Here is a 24,079-nt window from a genome sequence, read left to right as displayed (position 1 = left end):
TTGCGCCCAAGCGTCCGTCGGGCGGCGAACAGGTTCCGCCCGGGGGAACCTCTCCTCGCGTTGCGGTCGCAGTGCCGCCCGACACCGCCCCGTACCGCCGACGCGCCGTGCCCGGGAACCGCCCCCCGGCGGAACAGAAGTGCAGGAAACCCTGAACGTACGCCGTCACTCGGCTAGCCTCGTCATTCCATGGGGCCGAACTGACGTACGGCGCAGATCACTTCGGGGGTTCCGTGTCTGAACAGCGGCCTGTGCCATCGGACTTGGCAATGAGCGAGGCCGCCGCGCTCCGCCAGACCGGTGCGTCGCCTCTCCGTCCCGCCGACCCGCACCGCATCGGCCCGTACATGCCGATCGCCCTGCTCGGCAGCGGCGGTATGGGGCGGGTCTATCTCGCCTGTCCGGCGGACGGCGGGCCCGGTCTGGTCGCGGTGAAGGTGATCAGGCCGGAGTACGCGGACGACCCCGGCTTCCGGCGCCGGTTCGAGCGTGAGGCCTCGCTGCACGAACGGGTCAGCACGGCGCACACACCGAAACTGTGCGGCACGGGCTTCCAGGACGAGCTGCTGTGGATGGCCACCGAGTACCTGCCGGGGCTCGATCTGGCCCATGCCGTACGCGAACTCGGCGCCCTGGACACGACCGCGGTCTGGCGTCTGGTCGCGGAGCTGGGACAGGCCCTGGCCGACCTCGCCGCCGCGCAGGTCGTGCACCGGGACCTCAAGCCGTCGAACGTCCTGATGTCGGTCGGCGGCGCCCATCTCATCGACTTCGGCATCTCGAAGGCCGTGGACGCCAGCAACATCACCGGTACGGGCATCCGGGTGGGAACCCCGGCCTACATGTCGCCGGAACACCTGCGGACCGGACAGTCAGACACCGCGTCCGACGTGTTCTCGCTCGCCGGGACGCTCGTGTACGCGGCGGTGGGCCGCCCTCCGTTCGGTGACGGTACCGGCGTCGACGTCATGCACCGGGTCGCGTTCGAGGAGCCGGACCCTGAGCTGATCGCCGAGATCTCGGCGGTGGACCCCGTGCTGGGCTCCCTGCTGACAGCCTGCCTGGCCAAGGAGCCCGAACGGCGGCCCACAGGGCAGGACTTGATCGACACGGCCGAGGCGCACACCGCTCCGACCGTGTGGCCGGAGCCGCTGGCCGGACAACTGCTGGCCCGGCAGCGGGCGTACGAGACACTGCACCGGCTCCCCGCCGCATCGCGAGCAGGCTTGCGGGCCAGGGACGTCCAGCCGAAGGCGAAGGCGCTGCCGTCGACTCCCGCGGAGCAGGCCGGCCATCACGCTTCGTCCGCTCCTTCCGCGCCGTCCGCCCCCGAAGCCCCGGAAGTGGCCGCCGAGGCCGCTGCCACCACGCCACCGGCACGCTCGCGGAAGAGCAGTTCCGGCACCCGCTTACGGAAGCGGGTGCTCTGGGCCATCGCCACGGGCATCGCCGTCTGCGCGGTGACCGCAGGAGTCCTGTGGTCCGACCGGCACGACGCACCGCCCACCGCTTCCGCGCCCGGTACCGACTCCGGCTCCGGTTCCGCCGCCGGCCGGACCACCGGCCACACGGTGTCCGGCGGCACCGCCGTCTCGCCGAGACCCGGCGCGTCGGACGCGGACACCGCTTCCGGCAAGGGCGTGGACGGCTCCGTGAACTCCGACGGTGTCGCCACACCCGCCGACGACGACCCCGGGTCCACCACAACGGGATCTCACGGCACGTCCTCCGCTCCCGGTGCCGGTACCGGCGCTGGAGCCGGCTCCGGTTCCGGTTCCACCGCCTCGGGCGACCCGACTCCCTCCTCACCCCAGACCACACCGCCCGCCACCGAGCCCGCGACTCCCGCCTGGATCTCGGACTGCACGTACTACAGCGGCATCAAACGCACCGTCCCCGGGGACACCGGCAAGCGTGTGCTCCAGGTGCAGTGCATGCTGGCCAAGCGCGGATACGACATCGGGAGCACGGGCGTGGACGGCGACTTCGGTGACGGAACCGAGTCGGCGGTGGAGAGCTTCCAGAGCGACAAGCTGCTGGTCGTCAACGGCATCGTGAACCACAAAACGTGGCTCGCCCTGCGCGGCACGGAGTGAAGCGCCTGCCCGGCTGGTGATCATCGCGCCGCGTCTCATGGCCGGGCTACGCGACACCAGGCGGTTTCACGACCGCCTGTCACCGATCGCGTCCACCGTATGGTCCGTCCGTCGCGTCCTGCGCGGGTGCCAGCCCGGTCGTGGGACGGAGTCCAGCAAGGCCTGGGTGTACGGATGCCGCGGTGCCGTGAGGATCCGGGCGACGGGGCCCTCCTCGACGACCCGGCCGCCTCGCATCACCACGGTCTGCTGGCAGAGCTGGCGGACGACGGCCAGGTCGTGGGTCACGAAGACCAGCGTCGTGCCTTTCTGTTCGCGCAGGTCGGCGAGGAGGTTGAGGATCTGGGCCTGGACGGAGACGTCGAGGGCGGCGACCGCTTCGTCGAGGAGCAGGATGTCGGGTTCCACGGCCAACGCGCGGGCGATGGCGGCGCGTTGACGCTGGCCGCCGGAGAGACGGGCGGGGCGGGTGTCGGCGAGGCCGGGCAGGCCGACCGTGTCCAGCAGTTCGGCGACGCGCGCCTCCGTCGCCGAGCCGTTGCCGAGCCGGCGGGCGTGCAGGCGCAGCAGTTCGGCGAGTCCGGCGCCGATGGTCTGGCGGGGGTCGAGGCAGGAGTAGGGGTCCTGGTGCACGATCTGGACCGTCGCCGCCCGGGCCAGCCGCTCGGTGCGTCCTCTGGGGCGGGCGTCGGTCGGGTGGCCGCGCAGCAGGACGTGGCCGGTGGTCGGTTGCTCCAGGCCGGCGATGAGTCGGACGACCGTCGACTTCCCGGCGCCCGACTCCCCGACCAGGGCGAGGGCTTCGCCTCTGCGCACCTGGAAGGTGACGTCCTCGCAGGCCGTCACGTGGTCGCGTCGTAGGGCATAGCGTTTGGTCAGGCCGCTGACCTCCAGCAGAGCGGTCATACTTCCTCCCTCGTCCGGTCGAGGTCGCCGGCGAGTTCGTCGGCGCGGTGGCAGGCGACGGCGCCGTCGCCGTCGGGGCGCAGGGGCGGGCGTTCGGCGCGGCAGCGGTCCTCGGCGAAGGCGCAGCGCGGGGCGAACGGGCAGCCGTCGGGGGTCTCGTACGCCGCTGCCGGGCGGCCGGGGATGACGGGCAGTCGGGCGCCGGGTTCGCCCAGGCCGGGCCGGGCGGCGAGCAGTCCGGCCGTGTAGGGGTGGCGGCGGCCGGTGTGCAGGGCGGTGGCGGGGCGTTGCTCGACGATGGTGCCCGCGTACATGACGGCGATGCGGTCGCAGACGGCGGTGGCCAGTTCGAGGTCGTGGGTGACGAAGAGCAGGGCGAGGTGCCGTTCGTGTCGTTGCTCGTCGAGGATGGCCATGACGTCCTGCTGGGTGGTGACGTCGAGGGCGGTGGTGGGCTCGTCGGCGAGCAGCAGACGCGGTTCGGTGACGAGGGCGGAGGCGATCATCATGCGCTGGAGCAGGCCGCCGGAGAGCTGGTGGGGGTATTGGCCGAGGCGGCGCGGGCCGTCCGGGATGCCGATCTCGGCGAGGAGCGGGACGAGCCGTTCCTGCGCTTCGGTCCGGTTCAGGGCGTGGTGGCAGACGAGTGGTTCGGTGAGGAAGTCGCCGAGGGTGCGGACCGGGTTGATGTGGGCCCGCGGGTTCTGGAAGATCATCGCCGCGTCGTGGGCGAGGTAGCGGGTGAGCCGGTCCCCCCGCAGCGCGTGGACGTCCTGGCCGTCGAAGGTGATCGTGCCGTGCGTGCGGGCGTCCCGCGGCAACAGCCGGAGGACCGACCGTGAGGTGAGCGACTTGCCGGAGCCGGACTCGCCGACCAGGCCGAGGGCCTCGCCGGGTGCGAGGTCGAAGGAGGCGTCGCGGACGAGGGTGCGGGGTTCCTGGCGGCGGCGGTGCAGGTCGATGCCGAGGTGGTCGACCCGCAGCAGGGGTGCGGGGGCGGTCATCGCAGGGTCTCCTGGTGGCTGCGGGCGATCATCGTGTCCCCGAGGAGGTTGAAGACGACGACGGTGAGGACGATCAGGCCGCCGGCCATCAGGCTCTGTCCCGGTGCTCCGGCGAGCAGCGAGGACTGGCCCTCCGAGACCATCAACCCCCAGTCCGAGGTGGGTGGTTGGACGCCGAGCCCGAGGAAGGACACTCCGGCGAGGTCGATGAGCGCCGAGCCGAACGCGGCGGTGGCCTGGGCGATGACGAACGGCGCGAGGTTGGGCAGCAGGTGCCGCAGGTTGATCCGCCACGCCGACATCCCGGCGGCCTCCAGGGCGGCGACGTACGGGAGTCGGCGCTCGCGCACCGCGACTCCGCGCACGATGCGTGCCATGTACGGCAGGTAGGCGATGGCCAGGGCCAGTACGGGCGCGGTCAGTCCGGGGCCGAGGACGGCGACCGCGAGGACGGCGAGCAGCAGGCCGGGGAAGGCGAAGAGGATGTCGTTGATCCGGCTGACGATCCGGTCCAGTCGGCCGCCCCGCCAGGCGCACAGCAGGGCGAGGGCGACACCGCCCGCGGTGGCGCCGACGATGACGAGGGCCGGGCCGAGCAGGCTGATCCGGGCGCCGTACAGCAGGCGGGAGTACAGGTCGCGGCCGAGGGCGTCGGTGCCGAGCCAGTGAGCGGCGGAGGGGTCGCGGCTCGCGTCCGCCATGCTCACGGCGTCGGGTCGGTGGGTGGCGAGCACGGGGGCGAACAGGGCGAGCGCCACGAGGAGCGCGGCCAGCGCGGTCAGTGCCTTGGTGGAGGGCGAGGCACCGCGCAGGGGCAGACGCAGGGACAGCCCGCGGGTGCCGAGCCGTACGGCGGACACGTCGGTCATCGGGAGCTCACCGCCCGGATTCTGGGGTCGAGGGCCGCCTGGAGGGCGTCGGTGGCGGCGTTGACGACGATGAAGACCACGACCATGAGCAGGCCGACGGCCTGGACGACGGGGGTGTCCTTCTGGGCAACGGCGGCCACCAGGGTCGCCCCGAGCCCGTTGAGCCCGAAGGCCTGTTCGACGACGACGTCCGCGGCGATCAGTCCGCCCACGGTCAGGCCCGCGGCCGTGCTGATGGGGATCATGGCGTTGCGCAGGATGTGCCGGCGCAGGATCCGGCGGCCGGGCAGGGCGCGGCTGCGCGCGGTCTCGACATGCTCGCGGTCGGCCTCCTCGCGTACGGCTGCCTTGGTCATCTGGGCCAGGTAGGCGGCGGAGGACAGCGCGAGGGTGAGGGCGGGCAGTGTCAGGTGCTGGAGCCGGTCGCCGAGGGAGGGACCGCCGCCGCCCAGGGCCGGGAACCAGTGGACCTTCACCGCCAGCAGCGCGACCAGCGCGGACGCGGCGACGAACGAGGGCACCGCGAGACCGACGCCGGTGAGCGCGGTGATGACTGTGCCGGTCCGGCGGGACAGCGCGGCCCAGATGCCGAGCCCGAGGCCGAGGCCGAGGATCAGGACGGCCGCGTAGGCGACGAGGAGGAGGGTGTCGCCGACACGCGGGCCGATGAGGGAGGAGACGGACTGGCGGTAGGTCAGTGATGTGCCGAGGTCGCCGTGGAAGAGGCCGGTCAGCCAGTCCCAGAAGCGGACCGGGAGCGGCTGGTCGAGACCGAGCCGGTGACGGATGGCTTCCAGGGTGCGCTCGGAGGCGTGCGTCCCGGCGAGCCGGGTGGCGGGGTCTCCGGGTGCCGCGGCCAGCGCGGCGAACAGGGCGAACGCGGCGACGAGGACACTGCCGGCGACCCCGAGCAGCCGGAGGAGTGCCGTGGCCGCCGTACGGGCGAAGGGTTTCGTCATGGAAGGTCTCATCGCACTCACCTGCTGCCGATCAGCGCGAGGGACGGGGCGAAGGTCTGGGCGAAGGAGGTGGTGGCGCCGGTGATGCGCTTGTTCATGTACGTCACCTCGTACGGGGAGAGCAGCGGTACGGCGAGGGTCCTGGCCTCCCAGCGGCGCTGGGCGTCGGTGATCAGCACGGCGCGTTCGTGCGGGTCGAGGGTCTGCTGCGCCTTGGTGAGGGCCGCCGTGACGGCCGGGTCGTCGAAGCCGGCCCAGTTGAACATGGCGTCCGGCAGGACCAGGTTGGGGATCCAGTCGAGCGGGTCGGGGATGTCGAGGAACGCCTCCGCCAGCACGAAGTCCAGCCCGCGGCGGTAGGTGGGGTCGTAGAACATGCTGGAGAACTGGAGGGCGGGCAGTTGGCGGATCGTGAGCGTGATGCCGATGGAGCGGGCCGCCTGCTGGATGACGGCCGCCGCGTTGATCTGGTCCTGGTTTCCGGCCGCCACGGCGAGGGTGCCGGAGCGCAGGCCGGGGTGTCTGGCGACCAGGGCGCGGGCGGTGCGCAGGTCGGCGGCGGTGGGTGTGGTGTGGGCGAGGGGCAGGGCGGCGGCGGCCTTCTGGTAGACCGCCTTGGCCACGGGGTCCCAGCCGGTGACCGGGAGGACGGTGGTGCTGGGGGTGGCGGCGCCCCGGTAGACGGTGTCGGCCAGTTGGCTGCGGTCGACGGCGAGGGACAGCGCGCGGCGGATGTCCGGTTCGGCGGCGATTCCCTTGTTCTGGAGCGGGGCCACCTGTACGGACTTGAGGCTGGGGCCGTAGGAGAGCTGTCCGGCCACGCTTCCCTTGAGGGTGGGCAGCGCGGCGTTGGGGACGTCGTAGGTGCCGTCGATGGCGCCGCTGGCCAGGGCCTGGGTGAGCGCGGTGGTGTCGGTGACGAAGAGCAGGGTGACCTTGCGGGCGTGGGCCCGGTAACGGGCGTCCCAGTAGTGGGAGTTGGCCTTCAGCTCGATGCTGGCGCCCGTCTTCCAGGCGGCGAGTTCGAAGGGGCCGGAGCACATCACGCCACCGGCGGCGGTGCCGAACTTCTTGCCCTCGCGCCGGGCGTAGCGGGCCTGGACGACGGTGCCCGCGGTGGTGGCGAGTTCCTTGAGGAACAGTTCGTCGGGGCGGGTGAAGCGGACGGTGACGGTGTGGGGGCCGGTCGCCCGGATCGACTTCACGTTGACGAAGAAGGAGTTGGCGATGGCGTTGGGGTCGAGCTGCCGTTTCAGGCTGTAGACCACGTCGGCGGAGGTGAGCGCGGTGCCGTCCCAGAACCGTACGTCGTCGCGCAGGTGCAGCACGAGGGTGCGGGTGTCGGGCTGGTCCCACGAGCGGGCCAGCGCGGGCGAGGTGCTGAAGTCCGGGTTGAGGCGCAGCAGGCTGTCGCAGAGGTTGCTCACGACGAGGTACGGCGAGGAGTCGCCGGCCTGCTGGTAGTCGAGGGTGGTCGGCTCGCCGGCGGGCAGGTCCCACACCAGCGAGTCGAGCGGGCCGGTCGCCTTGTCGGAGGTGCTGCGCAGGGTCGTGCTGCCGAGTTCGGCGCGCGGCAGGCCGGTGCAGCCCGCCAGGGCGAGAGCGAGCACCGTGAGGAGCAGCCGCCTGAGCGCGGTCACGACGGACTCACCGTGTCGACCACGGTCAGGGAGAGGTGGGAGTCGTGCTGCCCGCCGGTGCGCAGCGTCTGCGTCGTCGTCTTGCCGTCGGTGGCGAGCCACGGGTTCTCCTCCGTACCCGGGTGCGGCACGTACATGGGGAAGTCGCTGGAGGCGATGTGCAGCCGCAGGGCGTGTCCGGGGCGCAGTCGGTAGCCGGTGTGGGTGAGGTCGAAGGCGACCGGTGCGGGCGCGCCGCCGGGTATGAGCCGCTGGCCCCGCACGAGGACGTGGGCGCTCCCGCCGGGCGACACGTCCAGCAGCTTGAGGAAGACCTGCGCGCTCGGCCCGTCGGTGCCGACGCGGAGTGTGGCCCGGACCGGTCCGGCCAGGTCGAGTGGTTCGGTCACCGGGTCGGTGGTGAAGACCAGCACGTCCGGGCGGTCGTGCAGGGGGGACTCGTCGACGTGGTGGAGGAGCGCGGCGAAGCTGTCCGGGACGAGGGTGGGGACCAGGTCCGCGGGGTCGTGCACCCAGGTGACGTTCTCCTCCCGGGACGGGGCGTCCGGCCGCAGGCCGCCCGCGTCCAGGTACAGCTTCAGGGTGCGCGCCCCGGCGGGCGGCCAACGGTCCGCCGTCCGGTCGCCGAGGTGGCCGTGGTGCCAGCGCACCCGGGGCAGTCGCTCCGGTGTCCCCTCGCCCTTCACGAAGACGTCGAAGAACTCCACGAGGGGGCCCAGGTGGCGCGGCAGCAGCCGGTCCACCGCCGCGTCCACGTGCGCGTGGTCGAGTTCGGGCGGTACGGGGACGTCGTCGAGGTGGTAGTTCTCGTGGTCGATGGAGTCGGCGTGCAGGTACTGGAGGGGAGCCCAGTCCGGGCGGGCGGAGAGCTCGGCCCAGTCGTTGATGCTGGGCTGGAGGCAGTTGTCGAACCAGCCGGCCTGGTGCAGCACCGGCAGCGGCGGTCCGTCGAAGGGGTGGCCGTGCGGGAACGCGGGTACCGGCTTCACCTCGGGGACGAAGGAGTCCCAGAGGGCCGGCCGGGCGCCGATGCCCTCGGCGATCTCCGTCATCGCCTCGATCAGGGGACGGCGGGTCAGGTCGGGATCGAACTCGTACACCCACCGGTCGGTCCAGTAGCCGGCGTAGTAGAGGGCGCCGAAGAGCTGGGTGACGCCGTCGCGTTCCCAGTAGTCGGGGCGGATGCCGTCCGCGCCGGTGAGCCTGGGGGCGATGGCCTTCAGCGCCGGGTGACCGGCGGAGACGGCGGCCCACTGGGTGGCGCCGTAGTAGGAGTCGCCGAACATTCCGACCCGGCCGTCCGACCACTCCTGGCGCACGATCCAGTCGATCGTGTCGTAGCCGTCGTCGGCCTCGTGGACGAAGGGCATGGTCTCGCCCTCGGAGCGGAACTTGCCTCGCACGTCCTGGACGACGACCGCGTAGCCGCGTGCGGTGAGGTAGGCGGCGATGCGGTCCATGAAGACGTAGCGGCTGTTCTTGTCGTACGGCAGCCGGACCAGTGCGGCCGGAAGCGGTCTGTCGTGACCGGACGGCAGGTAGAGGTCGGTGGCCAGGCGCACCCCGTCCCGCATCGCGACCATGACCTGGATCGCGGAGTCGGGGACGGGAGCGGGTTCGGCGCGGTGCACGGGCAGAGGCATCCCGGGTCTCCAGGAGGAAGTCGAGGTGGGGCCGCGGTGGGCACGGGAAGTGTCCGCGACCTCGGACGGGCGGCGAGCGGGGAAGGGTCGCTTGCGCTGCCGGAAGCTGGCGCCGGGAGGGTGCGTGGCGTCGACGTGGCCCTGATTGAACAGTAATGTGAACACTGTTGTCTAGGGCGCTGTCTGGACCGATCACCCGACGGTTCCCTAGGATCGTCGCCGGCATCATCGGCACATTGGACAGGGAGGGGATCCCATGGGATCGGCCGGAACGACCGGGGGGCGACGCCGTGGCAGCACGCTTACGCGGGAACAGATCATCGAGGCGGCCGTGGAGATCAGCACCGCCGAGGGCCCGGCCGGTGTGTCCTTCCGCTCCCTCGGGGCCCGTCTCGGCGTCGTCGCCACCGCGCTGTACCGGCACTTCCGCGACAAGGACGAGTTGATGCTCGCCCTGGCCGACCAGATCTTCGTGGAGATCGCCGACCGCTTCACCCCCACCGGGGACTGGGCGGCCGACCTGCACCAGATCGCCCTGCTGGGCCAGGAGGTGGGCCGCCGTCACGCGGTCACCCTCGCCTGGCTGGGCTACCGCAACACGGGCGGCCCCGGCGATCAGGGGGTCGCCCTGGCCGTCCTCCGGCTCCTCCTGGACGCCGGGCTGACCCAGGAACAGGCGCTCTTCCACTACGAGTTGTTCACGGACACCGTGATGGGCCTGCTGACGGTCGACGCCATGCGCGCGTCCCTGAACGAGGAGGCCCGCCGCAAGGACGACGCGGCCCTCTCCGCGCTCTACGCCAACATCGCGCGCGCCGAACCCCGCGCCTCCCGCATGCCGGCCCTGGCCATCGACAGCGACCCGGACGCCCTCTTCGCCGCACAGGTCGATCTGCACGTCCAAGCGATCCGGGCGACGGCGAGCGGGGCGCCGGTCGGTACGCGTCGAGGGTGAGACGATCCGGATCGCCTCAGCGTCTTTCCGGCCGGGTCGCCGCGGATCGCTCCAGTCCGGCGCACGGCACGGCACGGCGGTCACGGCCAGTACGGCGCTACGACCCCGTCCACCCATCCGGACAGTCCTACGACTCACCGGTCCCGCGGGGAGGGAACGAATGGCGCCGACTTCCCGCCGAGCCGAGCAACCGTCAGGACCTGCGGGTGGGAGCCGCGCCGACCCAGCGCCGATAGGCGTCCACGTCGACGTTGCTGCCGCACACGATGGTGACCACGTGTCGGCCGGCGAAGCGGTCACGGTCCTCGAGGATCGCCGCGATGCCGAGCGCGGCCGAAGGTTCGACGACGAGGCCGGCGTGGTCGAGGAGCATCCGCATCCCGGCGATGATCGACGCCTCCTGGACCAGGACGGCGTCGTCGGCGACCAGAAGGAGATCGTCCAGGACGGCCGGGATCGGATACCGTCCGGCGACGCCGTCGGCGATGGTGTCCGCCGAGTCGGTGGTGACGACACTCCGCCGACGCCACGAGAGTGTCAACGCCGGTGCGCCCAGCGGCTGGACGCAGATCACCTCGACCCCGGGTGCCAGAGCCTTCAGCACATGGCCCACGCCGGTGGCCAGCGCGCCACCGCCGAGAGCGATCAGGACGGTGTCGAACGACGGCGCGGTGTCCTCCGGTTCCAGCAGTTCCAGGCCGATGGTCGCCGCGCCCTCGCAGGTCTCGATGTCCAGGCTGTCTTCGACCAGCCGGATGCCGTCGTGCCGCGCGATGGCCGCCGCCCGCTCGCGAGCCATCTCGTGGTCGCCGTCCACCAGCTCCAGTCCGGCGCCCAGTCCGCGGATGCGATCAAGCTTGGCCCGAGTCGCGAAGCGGGACGCGACGACGGTGACGTCGAGGCCCCGGCGGCGACCGGACCACGCGAGGGCCTGGCCGAGATTGCCCGCACTCGCGCACACGGCGGCTCGCTCCGCGTCGGCGGCCAATTGGCTCGCGACCAGTTCGGTGCCGCGGGCCTTGAAGCTGCGGACCGGGTTCGCCGTTTCGAGCTTGACGCTCACCGCGCATCCGAGGGCGGGCTCCAGCGCCTCGCAGCGGTACAGCGGGGAGTCGAGAAAGACCGGGTCGATCATCCGGCGAGCCGCTCGGATCCGAGCAGTGTCGAGGCGTGTCTCTTGCACGAGACGGCAGCGTAGCGCCACCGGCGCCGGTGCCATGGGCAACTGCCGGGAGTTGTGAGTGGGTTGAGGTCGGTCACGCCAACAGGTGGACGTACGCGTACAGCCGCCTCTCGCGCCGCTTCGGTTCGGTCACTCGTTCGGCTCCGTGGAGCGTGTCAGGGACCGTCCGGGCTCACACCGGAAGCGACATTGGCGTCATGAACCGAGTACCCGAAGAAGGCCTGGTCCTGGTCCCCGGCAACTCCCTGATCACGAGCTCTCCGGAAGAGGGACGTGCACTGGCTCTGACGCTCGCCCGTCACACCGTCCACAACATCCAGCCCGATCTGGACGTGCTGAAGGGTGGCCGCCCGAACTACTCCACCACCCCGGAGAGCCTCATGCACGCCACGCATGTGGTGGCCATCGAGTTCCAGACGATCGCGGCTGCCAACAACTACTGGCGCCCCTGAGGGATGGAACGTCGGGCCGGAAGCCGTCGGCTTCCGGCCCGACACCGTACGGCGCGGTCGGCACCTATTGCCGCTTCGGTCCCGTTCGCAGGCCGGCGTTGACCAGTGCCCGTACGCCGATGACGGCCGCGGCGGTGGCGAGGGAAGCCCACGAGCGCTGGGCCGCGAGGCAGACGAGGCCGGCGGCCAGGAGGAAGTCCGTCAGCACTGCCACGCCGGGCTGGACCCGGCCCAGCCGCCGGCCCGCGCAGACCGCGCCGACCAGCCCGAACGCCGTGATCAGAACGGCGGCCTGTGTCATTGCCCCGGTCACGGTGCGGTTCCGGGAGTCGCCGCACTCGTCTGTGGGGAGAGTCGCTCGATCTCCCGGCGCTCCTGCTCGATCTCCCGGCCGAGGATGTAGTTCAGCACGGTCCGGATCGCGGCGATAGCGGCCAGCTGGCCGATCTCCGTGAAGGAGGGGGCGATCGCGGTGCGCAGGATGTCTCCGGCGAGCTGGAACTCAAGTCCGAGGGCCAGGAAACGGCCGAGGGTCAGCCGGATCCGGTTGAAGCCGAACTCGGCGCCCGGGGTCCCCCGCCACTTGCGCAGCCCGACCGTGCCGTAGCCGATGAACTGGACGAACGCCCAGGCCGCACCCACGAAGATGATCAGGGCACCGGCGAACTCGACAAGCCGTACGGCGAGGTCGACGACATCACGCAGCGTCGATTCCGTCAGGACATCCGCGTACATGGAGGGGGTGGCGGCTCGCATGGGATCAGCTTCCGGGGACGGGGAGGTCGCCCTCGACGTACTGGGCGCGGCCGTCGGCGAAGGACCAGTCGTCGGGGCCGTTCTCGAAGTAGCTGATGAACAGGTCCTTGCCGTCGACACCGGCTTCGGCGAGCCGGTCGGCGAGCGTCTTGTAGAGGTGCTGCTTGTCCTCGGTTGAGCGGCCTCGCTGGGTGAAGACGTGGACGATGACGGTGCCGCCTGGGGTGCGCCGGAAGCCGAGTCCGGCGTCCTCGGCGATGATCTCGTCCGGTTCGTGCTGGGTGAGGATCTGGAACCGGTCGCGCGCGGGGATCTTCAGGACGTCGATCAGCGACTGCTGGACGGCGTCAGCGAGGGCCCGGACGTTCTCGGGGCTGCGGCCGCGGATCAGGTCGATGCGTACGAGGGGCATGGCGCGTGTCCTTCGAGGCGGGGGCCAGGGCTCCTCGACCGTAAGGAGATCGCGGTCCGCAGCGGAAATGCCGCTCCGGCCGAGGCCGTGCCTCACCTGCATGGGTGCAGGTCGCGGTCGCTTCGCGGATCGTGTCGGGGACGCGGCGCAGCAGCGCGGACCCGTCCCCGTGGCGGTGCGGTGTTCGAGCCGTGCGTCAGCCGTTCCGCGGACCGGGCGGCCGGGTCCCGGGAGCCGGTCGTCGAAGCCCCGGCGCCCCTCGGCCGGTGAGGCCGCGCGTCCGATGACGAAGGCGCGGCCTCAGGCACGGTCCGGGTCCGGCCGTCGACTCAACTACCGATGATCCAGAGCGCGTTCGCGGCGGCATAGGAGTAGGGCCAGGCAAGAACATCGTGATTCGCCTGCCCGCCGCTGAAGTCCTGGTTCAGGACCTGACCGCTTCTGACGTTCTTGATGGTCCAGTAGCCGGGGAAGTCATTGTCGTCGAGGTACCACTTCTCGTTGAGGGCGCTGTCGTCGCACGCCCACGCGAGCATGTCGTGATGCGCCACACCGCCGCTGTAGTCCTGGTTCAGGCACTGCTTGCTGGCGACGTTCTTGAACGTCCACCAGCCCTCGCCGGCGTCGTACGTGATGTCCCAGTACTCGTTGGACGCGCTGTCGTCGCACGCCCAGGCGAGGATGTCGTGGTGCGGCACACCGCCGCTGTAGTCCTGGTTCAGGCACTGCTGGCTGGCGGTGTTCTCCCACGTGACGCGGTACGTCGTGTCGGACAGGGCCGAAAGGTCGCCGGCGGCGAGGTCCTTCGCCAGCGCGGCGGCGTCCTTGGTGGTCGGCGTGGCCGCGTGCGCGGCGGGTGTCACGAGGAACACCCCCGCAGCCGCCGCGGCGGTCGCCATCGCGAAGACTCGTTTGAAGACGGACATGGGCATGTTCTTCTCCTTGTGTTGAGGAAGACCGACCGGTGATCGGTGGTTGGTGACCGGTACCTGGAGAGGAACCGGCTGGTCAGGCGGGGCAGGCCGAGTCCCTGCGGCTGGCCGGATAGGTGGCGCGTTCCAGCGGCGTGAGGTCTCGGTGCACGGCGGCGCAGATCTTGTCGACGGCGTGCGCGGCGTCGCGCAGCGTCAGGTCCCACAGACGGGCAGTGCCGTCCGTGCTGCCGGTGGCGAGGGTGCGGCCGTCACGGCTGAAGGCCACGGACCGTACGGGACTGGTGTGGCCGGTCAATGTGGCACGCAGCCGTCCGGTGGCCGTGTCCCACAGGCGTACGGTGCCGTCGTCGCCGCCTCCGGCCACGGTGCGGCCGTCGGCGCTGAAGGCCACCGCCGACACCGAGTCGCCGTGCCCGGTCAGGACGGCCTGCTGCTTCCCGGAGGCGGTGTCCCACAGCCGTACGGTGTGGTCCTCAGCGGCGCTGACGAGGGTCTTCCCGTCCGCACCGAAGGCCAGGGCGTCGACGCTGCCGGTGTGACCGGTGAGCGTGGCCCGGGTGGTGCCGGTGGCGAGGTCCTGGAGCAGGATCCTCCTGTCGTGGGCACCGATGGCGAGGGTGTGGCCGTCGGGGCTGACGGCGGCGGACGACACGGTGGGGGTGCGCGGGGTGGTGAGGACCCGCGCCCGACCGGTGCTCACGTTCCATTCCCGCAGCCTGCCGTCATCGTGACGGGTGATCAGAGTGCGGCCGTCCGGGGTGAAGAAGAGCGACGCGACGGGTGTCGGCGCCGACAGCGCTCTGCGCACGGTGGCCGTACGCACATTCCAGAGTCTTACGGTCGCGTCGAAGCCGCCGGTGGCCAGAGTGGCGCCATCGGGACTGAACGCGAGGGACCGCACGGGCCCGGTGTGACCGGTGAGAGTGGCCCGCAGTTTTCCGGTGGCCGTGCTCCACAGGCGGGCCTTCCTGTCGTCCCCGGCGGTGGCGAGGGTGCGGCCGTCCGGACTGAGGGCCACCGAACGGACAGGCCCCGAAAGGGTGTTGAGCGTGACGCGGGCCTGACCGGTGTCCGGTTGCCACAGGCGGACCGTGCCGTCCCCACTGCCCGTGGCCAGAGTGCGGCCGTCCGGACTGAAGGCCACCGACATGCGTCCGTCCGTGTGCCCGGTCGTGATGGACCGGGTTGCGGCGGTGGCCAGATCCGTCAGCCGCAGTGACGTGTCGCTGCCCACGGTGGCCAGCGTCCGGCCGTCCGGACCGAACGCCACCGACGTCACCTGGCCCGTGTGGCCGGTGCGTACGGTGTGGCCGGCCCCGCTGGACGTGTCGTACAGCCTGACGGTCTCGCCGCCGGCGGCGAGGCTGTGCCCATCGGGGCTAAAGGCGACCGAGGACACCTCCCCGGACTGGTCGGCAAGGGTGGTGCGGGGCCGTCCGGTCGCCGCGTCCCACAGGCGTAGGGTCCCGTCCTCGCTGCCGGTGGCCAGCCGGCGGCCGTCCGGACTGAACGCCACCGACCAGACGATCCTGGTGTGCCCCTTCAGCCTCGCGCGTACCGTCCCTGACGCGACGTCCCACAGCTCCACCTCCGAGTTCCGCGCGGCGGCGATGGTTTTGCCGTCCGGGCTGAACGCCACCGCGGTCACCAGGCCGTGGCCGGTCAGCCGGGCCCGGACGGTGCCGGTGGCCACGTTCCAGAGCTGAAGCCCGTGTTCTCCCCCGTCGGCCAGCGTCCGGCCGTCCGGGCTGAACCCGACCGCCGCCTGGGCGCCGCCACGACCGGCGAGCGTGGCCCGCGGCCTGCCCGTGGCGGTGTCCCACAGCCGGACGGTCTCGTCGGCACACGCGGTGGCCAGAGTCCGCCCGTCCGGACTGAACGCTACCGACCACACCTGTTCGCCGACCGCCATGGTGTGGCGCAGCGGGAGCGCTGCCGCCGCGTACAGGCTGGTCGTGGCCTCTTCAGTGGGGCTCGTCCGATACGAACGGACCGCGAGGAGCGAGGCCAGGTCGGGGTCGGTGTCCAGCAACTCGGCCGACTGGGCGGCGAGTTGACGCGAGAGTGCCGCGCGCTGCGCGTTGACGGCGCTCCGCCGCTGGCCGAACGCGAGACCGGCGGCGGTGACCGCCACCACGAGCAGGACCGCCAACGCCGCGATCAGGGACCGTAGTCGGCGGGTCGTGCGGAGCGTCGCCCGCACTTCGGCATCCCGCGTCGCGCAGCTCGCGGTGAGGAACGCCCGTTCCAGTGGCATGAGTTGCGCGGCGGTGTCGGTTGCGGTTGCGGTTGCGGTTGCGGTTGCGGTTGCGGTTGCGGTGAAAGTCTCTTCGGCCGCGGCCAGCCGGGCCCCGCGGTACAGCGCGCCGGGGTCGCGGTCCAACTGGTCCCAGGCGGTGGCGGCTTCGGTGAGGAGTCGGTGCCGCCGCAGCACCTCGCGGTCGCGGTCGATCCATGCGCGCAGGCGGGGCCATGCGGTGATCAACGCTTCGTGGGCGAGGTCGACGGTGTCGTCGTCGAGGGTGATCAGCCGGGCGCGGGCCAGCCGGTCCAGGAGGACGTTCGTGTCACCGGCGCCGCCTGCGCCGAGTTCGGCCCGGCGCGCGGGGCGGCTGGTGTCGTCGGTGCCCTCGCCCGGGGCGATCAGCCGCAGCATCACCTGGCGGGCGAGTGCGGCCTCCCGTGGAGAGAGGCTTTCGTAGAGGTCCTCGGCGGTCCGGGTGATCGCGCCCCGGACGCCGCCGGCTGACTCGTACCCCTTGAGAGTCAGTCTGCGGCCACGGCGGCGGCGCCAGGTCTCCAGGAGGGCGTGGGACATCAGCGGGAGGCCGCCTGGCTGGTCGGACGCGTCCGCGACGATCCGGTCGGCCAGGGCTCGTTCGACGGTCAGGCCGTGCGCAGCGGCGGGTTTGACGACGGCCTCACGGAGTTCGGCGGTGCTCATCGGGGCGACAAGGAGGCTCGCGCCGCGCAGGGCTGCCGCGAGACCCCGGTGCTCACCGAGCCGGCCGTAGTGGTCGGCGCGTACGGCGACCACCACCCGCAGCCGCCCCTCGGGCCGGGAGGCGTGCAACAGGCCGTCGAGGAAACGGGTGCGCTCGGCGGAGTCCTGACAGAGGGTGAAGATCTCCTCGAACTGATCCACGACGACCCATGTGTCCCCCGCCGCCGAGGCCTCGACGGGAGCGAGCGACCGGGCGTGCGTACGCGCCGGACTCTCTCCAGGGGTGAGGATGCGCACAGCCGCCGGTCGGGCACCCGGCCAGGCGTCACCGCGCAACGCCGGGACCAGCCCGGCCCGCAGCAGCGACGACTTCCCGCTGCCCGAGGTGCCGACGACGGCCACGAACCGGTGGTCCAGGACCAACTCCGCCAGATCGGAGACCAGTTGATCCCGGCCGAAGAACAGTCCGCTGTCGGACGGTTCGAACCGCGCCAGCCCCCGATACGGCGGTGCGCCCTCCTCCTCGCCCCCGGCCGGCAGACCGGCCTCCTCGTCCGCCGCGTGCCGCCAACGCCGTTCCCACTCACCCGGGTCCGCGCCACAGGCCTCCGCATAGGCCAGAACGACGGCAAGGGACGGGAGCCGCTCACCGGCTGCCGACTCCGAGAGCGTGGCCGCGGAGAAGCCGACACGGCCGGCCATCGCCCGGTACGTGATCCCCCCGGCCTCCCGACGCAGTTGACGCAACTCGTACGCAAACCGCTGCACCGGCCCGGCCTCGGGATCCAGCGACCCTTCCGGACGTCCCATACCGCTCCTCCCTCCATGAAGAGAAACCACTGCCCGTCCCCACCGGACGGCCCCGTTCGCACAGAAGGTCCCGCCCCTCGGGCATCGCACGCAGGACCGCGGGCCGGCCGAACGTCCCGTGCCCCGTCCCGGGGACACGGGACGGCATCCCCGCAGCACCGAGTCGACCGGGCGCCAAGTTGATTGGCAGCCCTTTTCGACACGTTAATCAACCACGAACGGCCTTACAGAGATGGAGAGTTGGGAAGGCCTCAGCCGAATCCGTCAGACCCTGGCGTGCCGGAGACCACCACGGCCACGGAAGGCGACGAGGATGCCGTCGCAGTCCTCGTTCAGCGGCACACACCAGCACCGACCCGGCCCGCCACGCTCTCGTCGACACCGCCACCGAGGCGGAGGACGCTGTTCAGCGCGTCCTCCTCACCGCCTCACCGAGAGCGACGAGGAAGGCCGCCGAAACCGAACACCGGACGAGCGAGGCAGGCTCTGCGAGCGCCTTGCCCATTAGCCAGGGGCTCAGTCGTCCCGGCCGGAAAGTGAAGGACAGCGGATCGCTGTCGAAGACCCCCACCGTCTCGTCGAACCTCCAGGCACCGGCGTTCGTCATGTCTCCTCACGGCCGTACGGCCCTGACGCGCCAAGTCTGGCCCGTGGGAGGTCACTTGGTGCCTGCCTGATGCGCGTCGGCCGGACTCCACGGGTTGCCCGGCGGTCTTCCTGGCCATCGATCGACGCAGCCGCGAGAGAAGGCCACGGCTCGGGACACCCGTGCGGGTGCATCCGCCGATCGGCCTCGGCCGGAAAGGGTTGTACATCCAGAAAACGACCTGCGGTGCCCTGCCCTGGCAGGCGCGCCGGACGGGAGGGCTCCAGTGGCCGGCGGACGGACAGCTCAGCGATGGGACGTGGTTGTGGTGGGCGCCGGACTGGCGGGGCTGGCCTGTGCGCATGATCTCAGCGCACGGGGACTGCGGGTACAGGTGCTGGAGGCCGGGGACCGGGTCGGCGGACGGATGCGGACCGACCGGGTGGAAGGCTGTGTGGTGGACCGGGGATTCCAGGTGTTCAACACCGCCTATCCGCAGGTCCGCCGCCGTCTTCCGCTGCGGGAGTTGCGGTTGCGGCCGTTCACGCCCGGCTTCGTGGTGCACGACGGCGGACGACGGTTGCGGTTCGCCGACCCGACGCGCGCGCCCCGGCAGGCGCTGACCGGCGCCGGGCGCTTGGCCGGACCTGGTGATCTGGCGCGGCTGGCCGCGTTGACCGGTTTCGACGCGCTGGCCCCGGCGGCGCTGGTGCGTCGGGCACGTGACATCTCCACCCGCAGCGCGTTGGCGGAGGCCGGCTTCAGTGAGCGCTTCGTGGAGCGGTTCTTCCGTCCGTTCCTGGCCGGAGTGTTCCTGGAGGAGGACCTGTCGACCTCCAGCCGGTTCTTCCACCTGGTGTGGCGCAGCATGGCGCGCGGCACGATCTGTCTGCCCGCGACGGGCGTGGGAGCGGTGCCCGAAGTGCTTGCCGCCGCGTTGCCGCCGGGGACGGTCTCACTGGAATCCCCGGTGACGGCACTGACCGAGGACGGTGCCCTGGTCGGAGACGGTCGTACGGTGCCTGCGCGGGCCCTGGTCGTGGCGACGGACGCGGCGACGGCGGCCCGGCTGGAACCGGGGCTTGCGGTGCCGTCGTATCGCCCGGTCACCACCTACTACCACCTCGCGTCCCGTTCGCCGTTGCGGGAGCCGACTCTCGTCACGGACGCGCGGCGCCGCTTCGCCAACAGTGTCGTGCTGACGGAGGTTCATGCCGGCTTCGCGCCGCGCGGTTACGCGCTGATCGCCACCTCCGTGCTGGGCGACCACGACGGGCAACGGGAGCGGGCTCTGCGTACGGCGCTCGACGAGTGCTACGGGACCGACACCTCGGGCTGGGAACTTCTCACCGTCCGTACGGTGGGCGAGGCACTGCCGGTCATGGAGCCGGGGCTTCCGCTCAACCGCCGTACCCGGCTGGCCGCCGGACGGTACGTGTGCGGGGACCACCGGGCCACCGGCTCGGTGCAGGGCGCCCTCGCCTCGGGAGCACGGGCGGCCCGGGACGTGGCGTTCGACCTGCGCTGAAGGGCTTCTTGCGGCCACCGGGGTCGGGTTCCGGTCCGGGAGGACGGACGGCAACCGGTCAGCGACTCAGGAGGGCCAGTTCGCGGTTCATCTCGGCGAGGAAGCGGACGACGACCGCCAACTCGTCGGCGGTGAACCGGTCGCAGGCGGCTGCGGTGCTCTGGGCCAGCGGCCGGAAGTAGTCACCGGCGACGCGCCTGGCCGCCGCCGCGTAGTGGAGGTGTACGACACGGCGGTCGTCCAGCGCTCGGGTGCGCCGGATGTGCCCCGCCTTCTCCAAGCGGTCGATGCAGGCGGTCACCGCACCCGACGTGAGACTGAGCCGCTCGCGCAGCCGACCGGGTGTCATGGGGCCCTCGTCGGCATCGACATCGGCGTCCAGGATCGCGATCAGGGCCAGTACGTCGGTGAGGTGCAGGCCCTGCGCCTGGGCGAACTTGTGGGCGATGCGGTTGAACTCGGAGTTCATCGTGCGCAGCAGCACGGCGAAGGACTGCAACCCCGTCGGGCCGTCCACAGGAAAAGGCAACGACGAGTTGTTGGCAGGCATGGTCACAGTATATGTTCTCTCAATCATTGAGATACTTCACAGTTGACTTAATTACTGGATTGCCTGAGGTCGTTCATGGGAACCGCACCGCGCTGGGCCCGGTGGCTCGTACCGCTCGTCCTGCTCCTCGTGTGGCTGGGGGTCGGCGGAACGCTCGGTCCGTACGCCGGGAAGCTGGGCGAGGTGGCCACCAACGACCAGGCGGCGTTCCTGCCGCGGAGCGCCGAGTCGACTCAAGTGCTCAAGGCGCGGGAGGCGTTCGACCAGTCCGACACCCTCCCGGCCGTCGTGGTCTGGACGGCGGACGGAAAGCGCATCGACGAGACCCGGCGGAGCGAAGCCTCGCGCGCCTTGGCCGCACTCGCCGGAAAGCCCGGAGTCGCGGGCCGCCCCTCCCCCGTCCTCCTCTCCGACGACGGACAGGCCATGCAGGCCGTCGTGCAGTTGGAACCCGACCTGGGCAAGAGCCTTCCGACGGTCCTGGACACGGTGCGCGAGGCGGCCGGGAGCGTGCCGGGCACCACCGCGCAGACGGCGGGCCCGGCGGCCAGCCAGGCTGATCTGTCCCACGCCTTCGGCGGCATCGACGGACTGCTGCTGGGCGTCGCGATCGGCGCCGTGCTCCTCATCCTGCTGCTCGTCTACCGGAGCGTGCTGCTGCCGTTCCTGATCATCCTCGGCGCCGTCTTCGCCCTCGCGACGGCCTGCGCCATCGTGTACGCGCTGGCCGAGCGGAACCTGGTGAGAGTGGACGGGCAGGTGCAGGGCATCCTCTCCATCCTGGTGATCGGCGCCGCCACCGACTACGCGATCCTGCTCGTCTCCCGGTTCCGGGAGGAACTCACCGAGCGCGGGGACCGTATCGAGGCCGTGACGGCCGCGGTGCGCCGCTCCTTCGGTGCGATCACGGCGAGCGCCGCCACCGTGGCCCTCGGCCTGCTGGCCCTGCTCGCCAGCGACCTCACGAACAACCGCGCACTCGGTCCGGTGGGCGCCATCGGCATCCTGTGCGCGGTGCTGTCCACGCTCACCTTCCTGCCCGCCGTGCTGGCCCTGTTGGGCCCCACCGCCTACTGGCCCGCCCGGCCCGACGCGTCGAAGCCCTCCCCTTCAACGCCTGAACGACACGGCGTGTGGGGCCGCGTCGCGACCGCGGTGGACTCGCGGCCACGCCGGACCTGGGTGGTGACCGCGCTCGTCCTGGCGGTCTTCGCGGCCTTCTCACCCACCCTGTCCGCCAAGGGTGTCCCCCTCGACGAGATCTTCGTCGGCCACGCCGACTCGGTCAGCGCCCAGACGACCCTGGGCAAGCACTTCCCCGGCGGGTCCGGCAACCCCGCCGTCATCATCACCGACGCCGACCACGCCGCTCAGGTACTGAGCACGACGAAGAACACCGACGGAGTGGCGTCGGCCACCACGGTCTCCGCATCGGGACAACCAGGCGGCCGTGAACCGCTCGTGGTCGACGGCCGCGTCCAGATCGACGCCACCCTGGAGAGCGCGCCCGACAGCGACGCGGCCGAGCGGACCGTGGCGCGACTGCGCTCGGAGCTGCACGCCGTCCCCGGGGCGGACGCGCTGGTCGGCGGATACACGGCACAGCGGTACGACACCCAGCGGACCGCCGCCCACGACCGCACCGTCATCGTGCCGATCGTGCTCGGCATCATCCTGCTCATCCTCACCCTGCTGCTGCGCTCGCTGCTGGTCCCCGTACTGCTGGTGGCCACCGTCGCGCTCAACTTCCTTGCCACGCTGGGAGTTTCGGCCCTCGTCTTCCAACACCTCCTCGGTTTCAGCGGTACGGACGCCTCGGTGCCGCTGTACGGGTTCGTGTTCCTGGTGGCACTCGGCGTCGACTACAACATCTTCCTGATGTCCCGGGTACGCGAGGAGGCTCTCGCCCACGGCACACGGCAGGGCACGCTGCGCGGACTGACCACGACCGGCGGCGTGATCACCTCGGCGGGGGTGGTGCTCGCCGCGACCTTCGCGGCCCTGATGGTGATCCCGCTCGCCTTCCTGGTGCAGATCGCGTTCATGGTGGCCTTCGGCGTCCTGCTCGACACGTTCCTGGTCCGTTCACTGCTGGTGCCCGCCCTGGTGATCGATGTCGGACCGCGCGCTTGGTGGCCAAGCTCCCTTGCCCGAGAGCCCGTTGAAGCCCGACGCGGCCGAACGCCGTCAGAGAGCGCCGGTGTTCGCGCCCCGTGAGCCACCCGCCGGAGCCGGCCGAGGCACCGCGCACCGCGGACGTCGTCGCCCGGCTCGACAGTGACCTCGGAAACGGCGGCGCGTCCGCCGGAGTTCGCTTCCTCCATACGGAAACCGCCGGTGTCCGGTACGCCGGTCCCGTCCGGCCCCGGTTCAGGGCCGGACGACCCCCTCCCCCGGCGTGCCCGAGCGGTGAGGATCGCCTTGAGCGCAAGGGCGGCAAGGACGAGACGGAGGTGCGGAATGGCCGACACGGAAGCGTTACTGGCCTGCGCAGTAGGGGAACGGCACGTGCTCTCCGGCGGGGAGATCCCCGGCGAATACGCCGGTGACGAGTCGCTGGCCGCCGTACGGCAGGCGCCCGCCTTCCTGGTGCGGCCCGGCGCCACCGGTGAGGTCGCGGACGTGGTGCGGATCGCGGCCGAGGCCCGCCTCCCGGTCACCGCGCGCGGCTCGGGGACCGGGATGTCGGGCGGCTGTGTACCTCGTCCGGGCGGGATCGTGGTCTCGTTCGAGCGGATGAACCGTGTCCTGGACGTGGACACGGTCAACCATGTCGCCGTGGTCCAGCCCGGCGTCACCCTGGACACCCTCGACAGCGAGACCGCGCGCCACGGGCTGTGTTATCCGGTGCGACTCGGCGAACCGACAGCGAGTGTCGGAGGCACGATCGCGACCAACGCCGGAGGCATGCACGCTGTGCGGTACGGCGTCACACGCCACCATGTGCTCGGCGTCGAGGCGGTTCTGGCGTTCGGCGCCACGGTCCGGGACGGCGGCAAGTACGTCAAGACGTCCACCGGCTACGACCTCACCCAGCTGCTCACCGGCTCCGAGGGCACGCTCGCCCTGGTCACCGAGGCGACGCTGCGACTTCAGCCGCGGACCGCGCACTCGACATCCGTGCTGGCACCGTTCACCTCGGTCGACGACGTCTTCCGCGCCGTACCGCCGCTGGCCGGTGGTGGCCTGCAACCGGCCGCGCTGGAGTATGTGGATCTGCTGGCGATGGCGGCCATCACGGACGACAAGTCGCTGGCTCTGGGCATCCCCGAGTCCGTACGGCAGACCGCACTCGGCTATCTGCTCGTCGTCCTGGAGAGCAATTCCGCGCGGCGGTTGGAGGAGGACGTGGAGGCGGTCGCCGAGCAGTTGCTCGACCTCGGCGCGGCGGACGTGTACGTCCTGCCGGCAGGCGCCGGTCGTCGGCTCGTCGATGCCCGTGAGCGGGCCTTCTGGACGGCGAAGAGCGCCGGAGCCGACGACATCGTGGATGTCGTCGTGCCGCGGGGTGAGCTGCCCGGTCTGCTGGCGGAGGCCCATGCGGTCGCCGATGCCACCGGCTCCCTGGTCACCGGATGTGGGCACGCGGGTGACGGCAACGTCCATCTGTCCGTGTTCCAGCCCGACCCCGACCGGCGGGACGAGGTGCTGCGCCGTCTGTTCCGGGCGGGCCTGGAGCGTGGTGGCGCCGTCTCCGGCGAGCACGGGATCGGCCGGGCCAAGAAGGCGTACTTCAGGCAGTTCGAGCAGCCCGCCAAGGTCGAGCTGATGCGCTCCGTCAAGCACGCCTTCGATCCGCAGGGCGTTCTCAATCCCGGTGTTCTCTTCGACTGATCCCGACCGGATCCGCG

20 protein-coding genes are annotated in these 24,079 nt (G+C 71.5%); 6 read left to right on the top strand and 14 right to left on the bottom strand.

Features of this window, described 5'->3' with window-relative positions; genetic code table 11:
• The first annotated feature begins 269 nt into the window (after positions 1 to 269).
• Complete coding sequence (locus ACIQPR_RS34140; RefSeq protein ID WP_403656236.1) at positions 270 to 2,096, top strand: protein kinase; 1,827 nt, start codon at positions 270 to 272, stop codon at positions 2,094 to 2,096.
• A 66-nt stretch (positions 2,097 to 2,162) separates the two neighbouring features.
• Here the strand turns inward: ACIQPR_RS34140 and ACIQPR_RS34135 are convergent, their stop codons facing one another.
• The 6 genes from ACIQPR_RS34135 to ACIQPR_RS34110 are packed head-to-tail and all read right to left on the bottom strand — an operon-like array spanning position 2,163 to position 9,117.
• The gene (locus ACIQPR_RS34135) at positions 2,163 to 3,002 is read right to left on the bottom strand and encodes an ABC transporter ATP-binding protein (protein WP_403656233.1); all 840 of its coding nucleotides are present in this window, start codon (positions 3,000 to 3,002) and stop codon (positions 2,163 to 2,165) included.
• Entirely contained in the window at positions 2,999 to 4,006 is a 1,008-nt protein-coding gene (locus ACIQPR_RS34130) for an ABC transporter ATP-binding protein (RefSeq protein WP_403656230.1), read from the bottom strand. The genes ACIQPR_RS34135 and ACIQPR_RS34130 overlap by 4 nt, the downstream gene beginning before the upstream one ends.
• Positions 4,003 to 4,875, bottom strand: a complete 873-nt coding sequence (locus ACIQPR_RS34125) for an ABC transporter permease (protein WP_403656227.1) — start codon at positions 4,873 to 4,875, stop codon at positions 4,003 to 4,005. Before ACIQPR_RS34125 ends, ACIQPR_RS34130 begins: the two co-directional genes overlap by 4 nt.
• Complete coding sequence (locus ACIQPR_RS34120) at positions 4,872 to 5,834, bottom strand: ABC transporter permease (protein WP_403656223.1); 963 nt, start codon at positions 5,832 to 5,834, stop codon at positions 4,872 to 4,874. Before ACIQPR_RS34120 ends, ACIQPR_RS34125 begins: the two co-directional genes overlap by 4 nt.
• 17 nt (positions 5,835 to 5,851) lie before the next feature.
• Entirely contained in the window at positions 5,852 to 7,474 is a 1,623-nt protein-coding gene (locus ACIQPR_RS34115) for an ABC transporter substrate-binding protein (RefSeq protein WP_403656220.1), read from the bottom strand.
• Entirely contained in the window at positions 7,471 to 9,117 is a 1,647-nt protein-coding gene (locus tag ACIQPR_RS34110) for a CocE/NonD family hydrolase (protein WP_403656218.1), read from the bottom strand. The genes ACIQPR_RS34115 and ACIQPR_RS34110 overlap by 4 nt, the downstream gene beginning before the upstream one ends.
• Before the next feature lie 256 nt (positions 9,118 to 9,373).
• Here ACIQPR_RS34110 and ACIQPR_RS34105 point away from each other — a divergent pair, with 256 nt between their 5' ends.
• Entirely contained in the window at positions 9,374 to 10,072 is a 699-nt protein-coding gene (locus tag ACIQPR_RS34105; RefSeq protein ID WP_403656215.1) for a TetR/AcrR family transcriptional regulator, read from the top strand.
• Between the two features lie 193 nt (positions 10,073 to 10,265).
• Here the strand turns inward: ACIQPR_RS34105 and ACIQPR_RS34100 are convergent, their stop codons facing one another.
• Positions 10,266 to 11,207: a threonine/serine dehydratase gene (locus tag ACIQPR_RS34100; protein WP_403656213.1), complete on the bottom strand. Its 942-nt coding sequence runs from the start codon at positions 11,205 to 11,207 to the stop codon at positions 10,266 to 10,268.
• 245 nt (positions 11,208 to 11,452) lie between these two features.
• Between ACIQPR_RS34100 and ACIQPR_RS34095 the strand changes: the two genes are divergently transcribed.
• The gene (locus ACIQPR_RS34095; RefSeq protein ID WP_403656210.1) at positions 11,453 to 11,707 is read left to right on the top strand and encodes a hexameric tyrosine-coordinated heme protein; all 255 of its coding nucleotides are present in this window, start codon (positions 11,453 to 11,455) and stop codon (positions 11,705 to 11,707) included.
• A 64-nt stretch (positions 11,708 to 11,771) separates the two neighbouring features.
• Here ACIQPR_RS34095 and ACIQPR_RS34090 read toward each other — a convergent pair whose 3' ends face one another.
• From ACIQPR_RS34090 to ACIQPR_RS34065, 6 genes are all read right to left on the bottom strand, one after another.
• A complete protein-coding gene (locus ACIQPR_RS34090; protein WP_403656207.1) occupies positions 11,772 to 12,020 on the bottom strand; it encodes a hypothetical protein in 249 nt (82 codons plus the stop codon).
• A complete protein-coding gene (locus tag ACIQPR_RS34085; RefSeq protein ID WP_403656204.1) occupies positions 12,017 to 12,463 on the bottom strand; it encodes a DUF1622 domain-containing protein in 447 nt (148 codons plus the stop codon). Before ACIQPR_RS34085 ends, ACIQPR_RS34090 begins: the two co-directional genes overlap by 4 nt.
• Before the next feature lie 4 nt (positions 12,464 to 12,467).
• Positions 12,468 to 12,875 carry a tautomerase family protein gene (locus ACIQPR_RS34080; RefSeq protein WP_403656201.1) on the bottom strand — a complete coding sequence of 136 codons (408 nt, stop codon included), beginning with the start codon at positions 12,873 to 12,875 and terminating at the stop codon, positions 12,468 to 12,470.
• Positions 12,876 to 13,204: 329 nt separating this feature from the next.
• Entirely contained in the window at positions 13,205 to 13,807 is a 603-nt protein-coding gene (locus ACIQPR_RS34075; RefSeq protein ID WP_403656198.1) for an RICIN domain-containing protein, read from the bottom strand.
• A gap of 76 nt (positions 13,808 to 13,883) precedes the next feature.
• On the bottom strand, positions 13,884 to 17,564 hold the full coding sequence (locus ACIQPR_RS34070; RefSeq protein ID WP_403656195.1) for a helix-turn-helix domain-containing protein: 3,681 nt from the start codon (positions 17,562 to 17,564) through the stop codon (positions 13,884 to 13,886).
• A gap of 406 nt (positions 17,565 to 17,970) precedes the next feature.
• Positions 17,971 to 18,171: a hypothetical protein gene (locus ACIQPR_RS34065; protein WP_403656192.1), complete on the bottom strand. Its 201-nt coding sequence runs from the start codon at positions 18,169 to 18,171 to the stop codon at positions 17,971 to 17,973.
• 298 nt (positions 18,172 to 18,469) lie between these two features.
• On the opposite strand from ACIQPR_RS34065, the gene ACIQPR_RS34060 reads away from it, so the two are divergent.
• Positions 18,470 to 19,678, top strand: a complete 1,209-nt coding sequence (locus ACIQPR_RS34060) for an NAD(P)/FAD-dependent oxidoreductase (protein WP_403656189.1) — start codon at positions 18,470 to 18,472, stop codon at positions 19,676 to 19,678.
• Between the two features lie 58 nt (positions 19,679 to 19,736).
• Here ACIQPR_RS34060 and ACIQPR_RS34055 read toward each other — a convergent pair whose 3' ends face one another.
• Positions 19,737 to 20,228 (bottom strand): MarR family winged helix-turn-helix transcriptional regulator, encoded by a 492-nt coding sequence (locus tag ACIQPR_RS34055; protein WP_403656186.1) that lies wholly within the window; start codon positions 20,226 to 20,228, stop codon positions 19,737 to 19,739.
• A 75-nt stretch (positions 20,229 to 20,303) separates the two neighbouring features.
• Between ACIQPR_RS34055 and ACIQPR_RS34050 the strand changes: the two genes are divergently transcribed.
• Together ACIQPR_RS34050 and ACIQPR_RS34045 are read left to right on the top strand one after the other, a co-directional pair.
• Entirely contained in the window at positions 20,304 to 22,445 is a 2,142-nt protein-coding gene (locus ACIQPR_RS34050; protein WP_403656183.1) for an MMPL family transporter, read from the top strand.
• A 243-nt stretch (positions 22,446 to 22,688) separates the two neighbouring features.
• Complete coding sequence (locus ACIQPR_RS34045) at positions 22,689 to 24,062, top strand: FAD-binding oxidoreductase (RefSeq protein ID WP_403656181.1); 1,374 nt, start codon at positions 22,689 to 22,691, stop codon at positions 24,060 to 24,062.
• The last annotated feature ends 17 nt before the right edge of the window (positions 24,063 to 24,079 follow it).

Source organism: Streptomyces sp. NPDC091280 (assembly GCF_044768565.1).
Lineage (GTDB): Bacteria > Actinomycetota > Actinomycetes > Streptomycetales > Streptomycetaceae > Streptomyces.
The sequence above is the reverse complement of the archived record's forward strand: the minus strand, read 5'-3'. Positions and strand labels throughout refer to the sequence as shown.

Bases quoted from the DNA above. Each gene is read 5' to 3' on its own strand.
- ACIQPR_RS34140 (WP_403656236.1), top strand. From the start codon at position 270: ATGAGCGAGGCCGCCGCGCTCCGCCAGACCGGTGCGTCGCCTCTCCGT.
- ACIQPR_RS34100 (WP_403656213.1), bottom strand. From the start codon at position 11,207: ATGATCGACCCGGTCTTTCTCGACTCCCCGCTGTACCGCTGCGAGGCG.
- ACIQPR_RS34080 (WP_403656201.1), bottom strand. From the start codon at position 12,875: ATGCCCCTCGTACGCATCGACCTGATCCGCGGCCGCAGCCCCGAGAAC.
- ACIQPR_RS34065 (WP_403656192.1), bottom strand. From the start codon at position 18,171: ATGACGAACGCCGGTGCCTGGAGGTTCGACGAGACGGTGGGGGTCTTC.
- ACIQPR_RS34045 (WP_403656181.1), top strand. From the start codon at position 22,689: ATGGCCGACACGGAAGCGTTACTGGCCTGCGCAGTAGGGGAACGGCAC.
- ACIQPR_RS34105 (WP_403656215.1), top strand. From the start codon at position 9,374: ATGGGATCGGCCGGAACGACCGGGGGGCGACGCCGTGGCAGCACGCTT.
- ACIQPR_RS34120 (WP_403656223.1), bottom strand. From the start codon at position 5,834: ATGACGAAACCCTTCGCCCGTACGGCGGCCACGGCACTCCTCCGGCTG.
- ACIQPR_RS34070 (WP_403656195.1), bottom strand. From the start codon at position 17,564: ATGGGACGTCCGGAAGGGTCGCTGGATCCCGAGGCCGGGCCGGTGCAG.
- ACIQPR_RS34055 (WP_403656186.1), bottom strand. From the start codon at position 20,228: ATGCCTGCCAACAACTCGTCGTTGCCTTTTCCTGTGGACGGCCCGACG.
- ACIQPR_RS34050 (WP_403656183.1), top strand. From the start codon at position 20,304: ATGGGAACCGCACCGCGCTGGGCCCGGTGGCTCGTACCGCTCGTCCTG.
- ACIQPR_RS34130 (WP_403656230.1), bottom strand. From the start codon at position 4,006: ATGACCGCCCCCGCACCCCTGCTGCGGGTCGACCACCTCGGCATCGAC.
- ACIQPR_RS34110 (WP_403656218.1), bottom strand. From the start codon at position 9,117: ATGCCTCTGCCCGTGCACCGCGCCGAACCCGCTCCCGTCCCCGACTCC.
- ACIQPR_RS34125 (WP_403656227.1), bottom strand. From the start codon at position 4,875: ATGACCGACGTGTCCGCCGTACGGCTCGGCACCCGCGGGCTGTCCCTG.
- ACIQPR_RS34095 (WP_403656210.1), top strand. From the start codon at position 11,453: ATGAACCGAGTACCCGAAGAAGGCCTGGTCCTGGTCCCCGGCAACTCC.
- ACIQPR_RS34085 (WP_403656204.1), bottom strand. From the start codon at position 12,463: ATGCGAGCCGCCACCCCCTCCATGTACGCGGATGTCCTGACGGAATCG.
- ACIQPR_RS34135 (WP_403656233.1), bottom strand. From the start codon at position 3,002: ATGACCGCTCTGCTGGAGGTCAGCGGCCTGACCAAACGCTATGCCCTA.
- ACIQPR_RS34075 (WP_403656198.1), bottom strand. From the start codon at position 13,807: ATGCCCATGTCCGTCTTCAAACGAGTCTTCGCGATGGCGACCGCCGCG.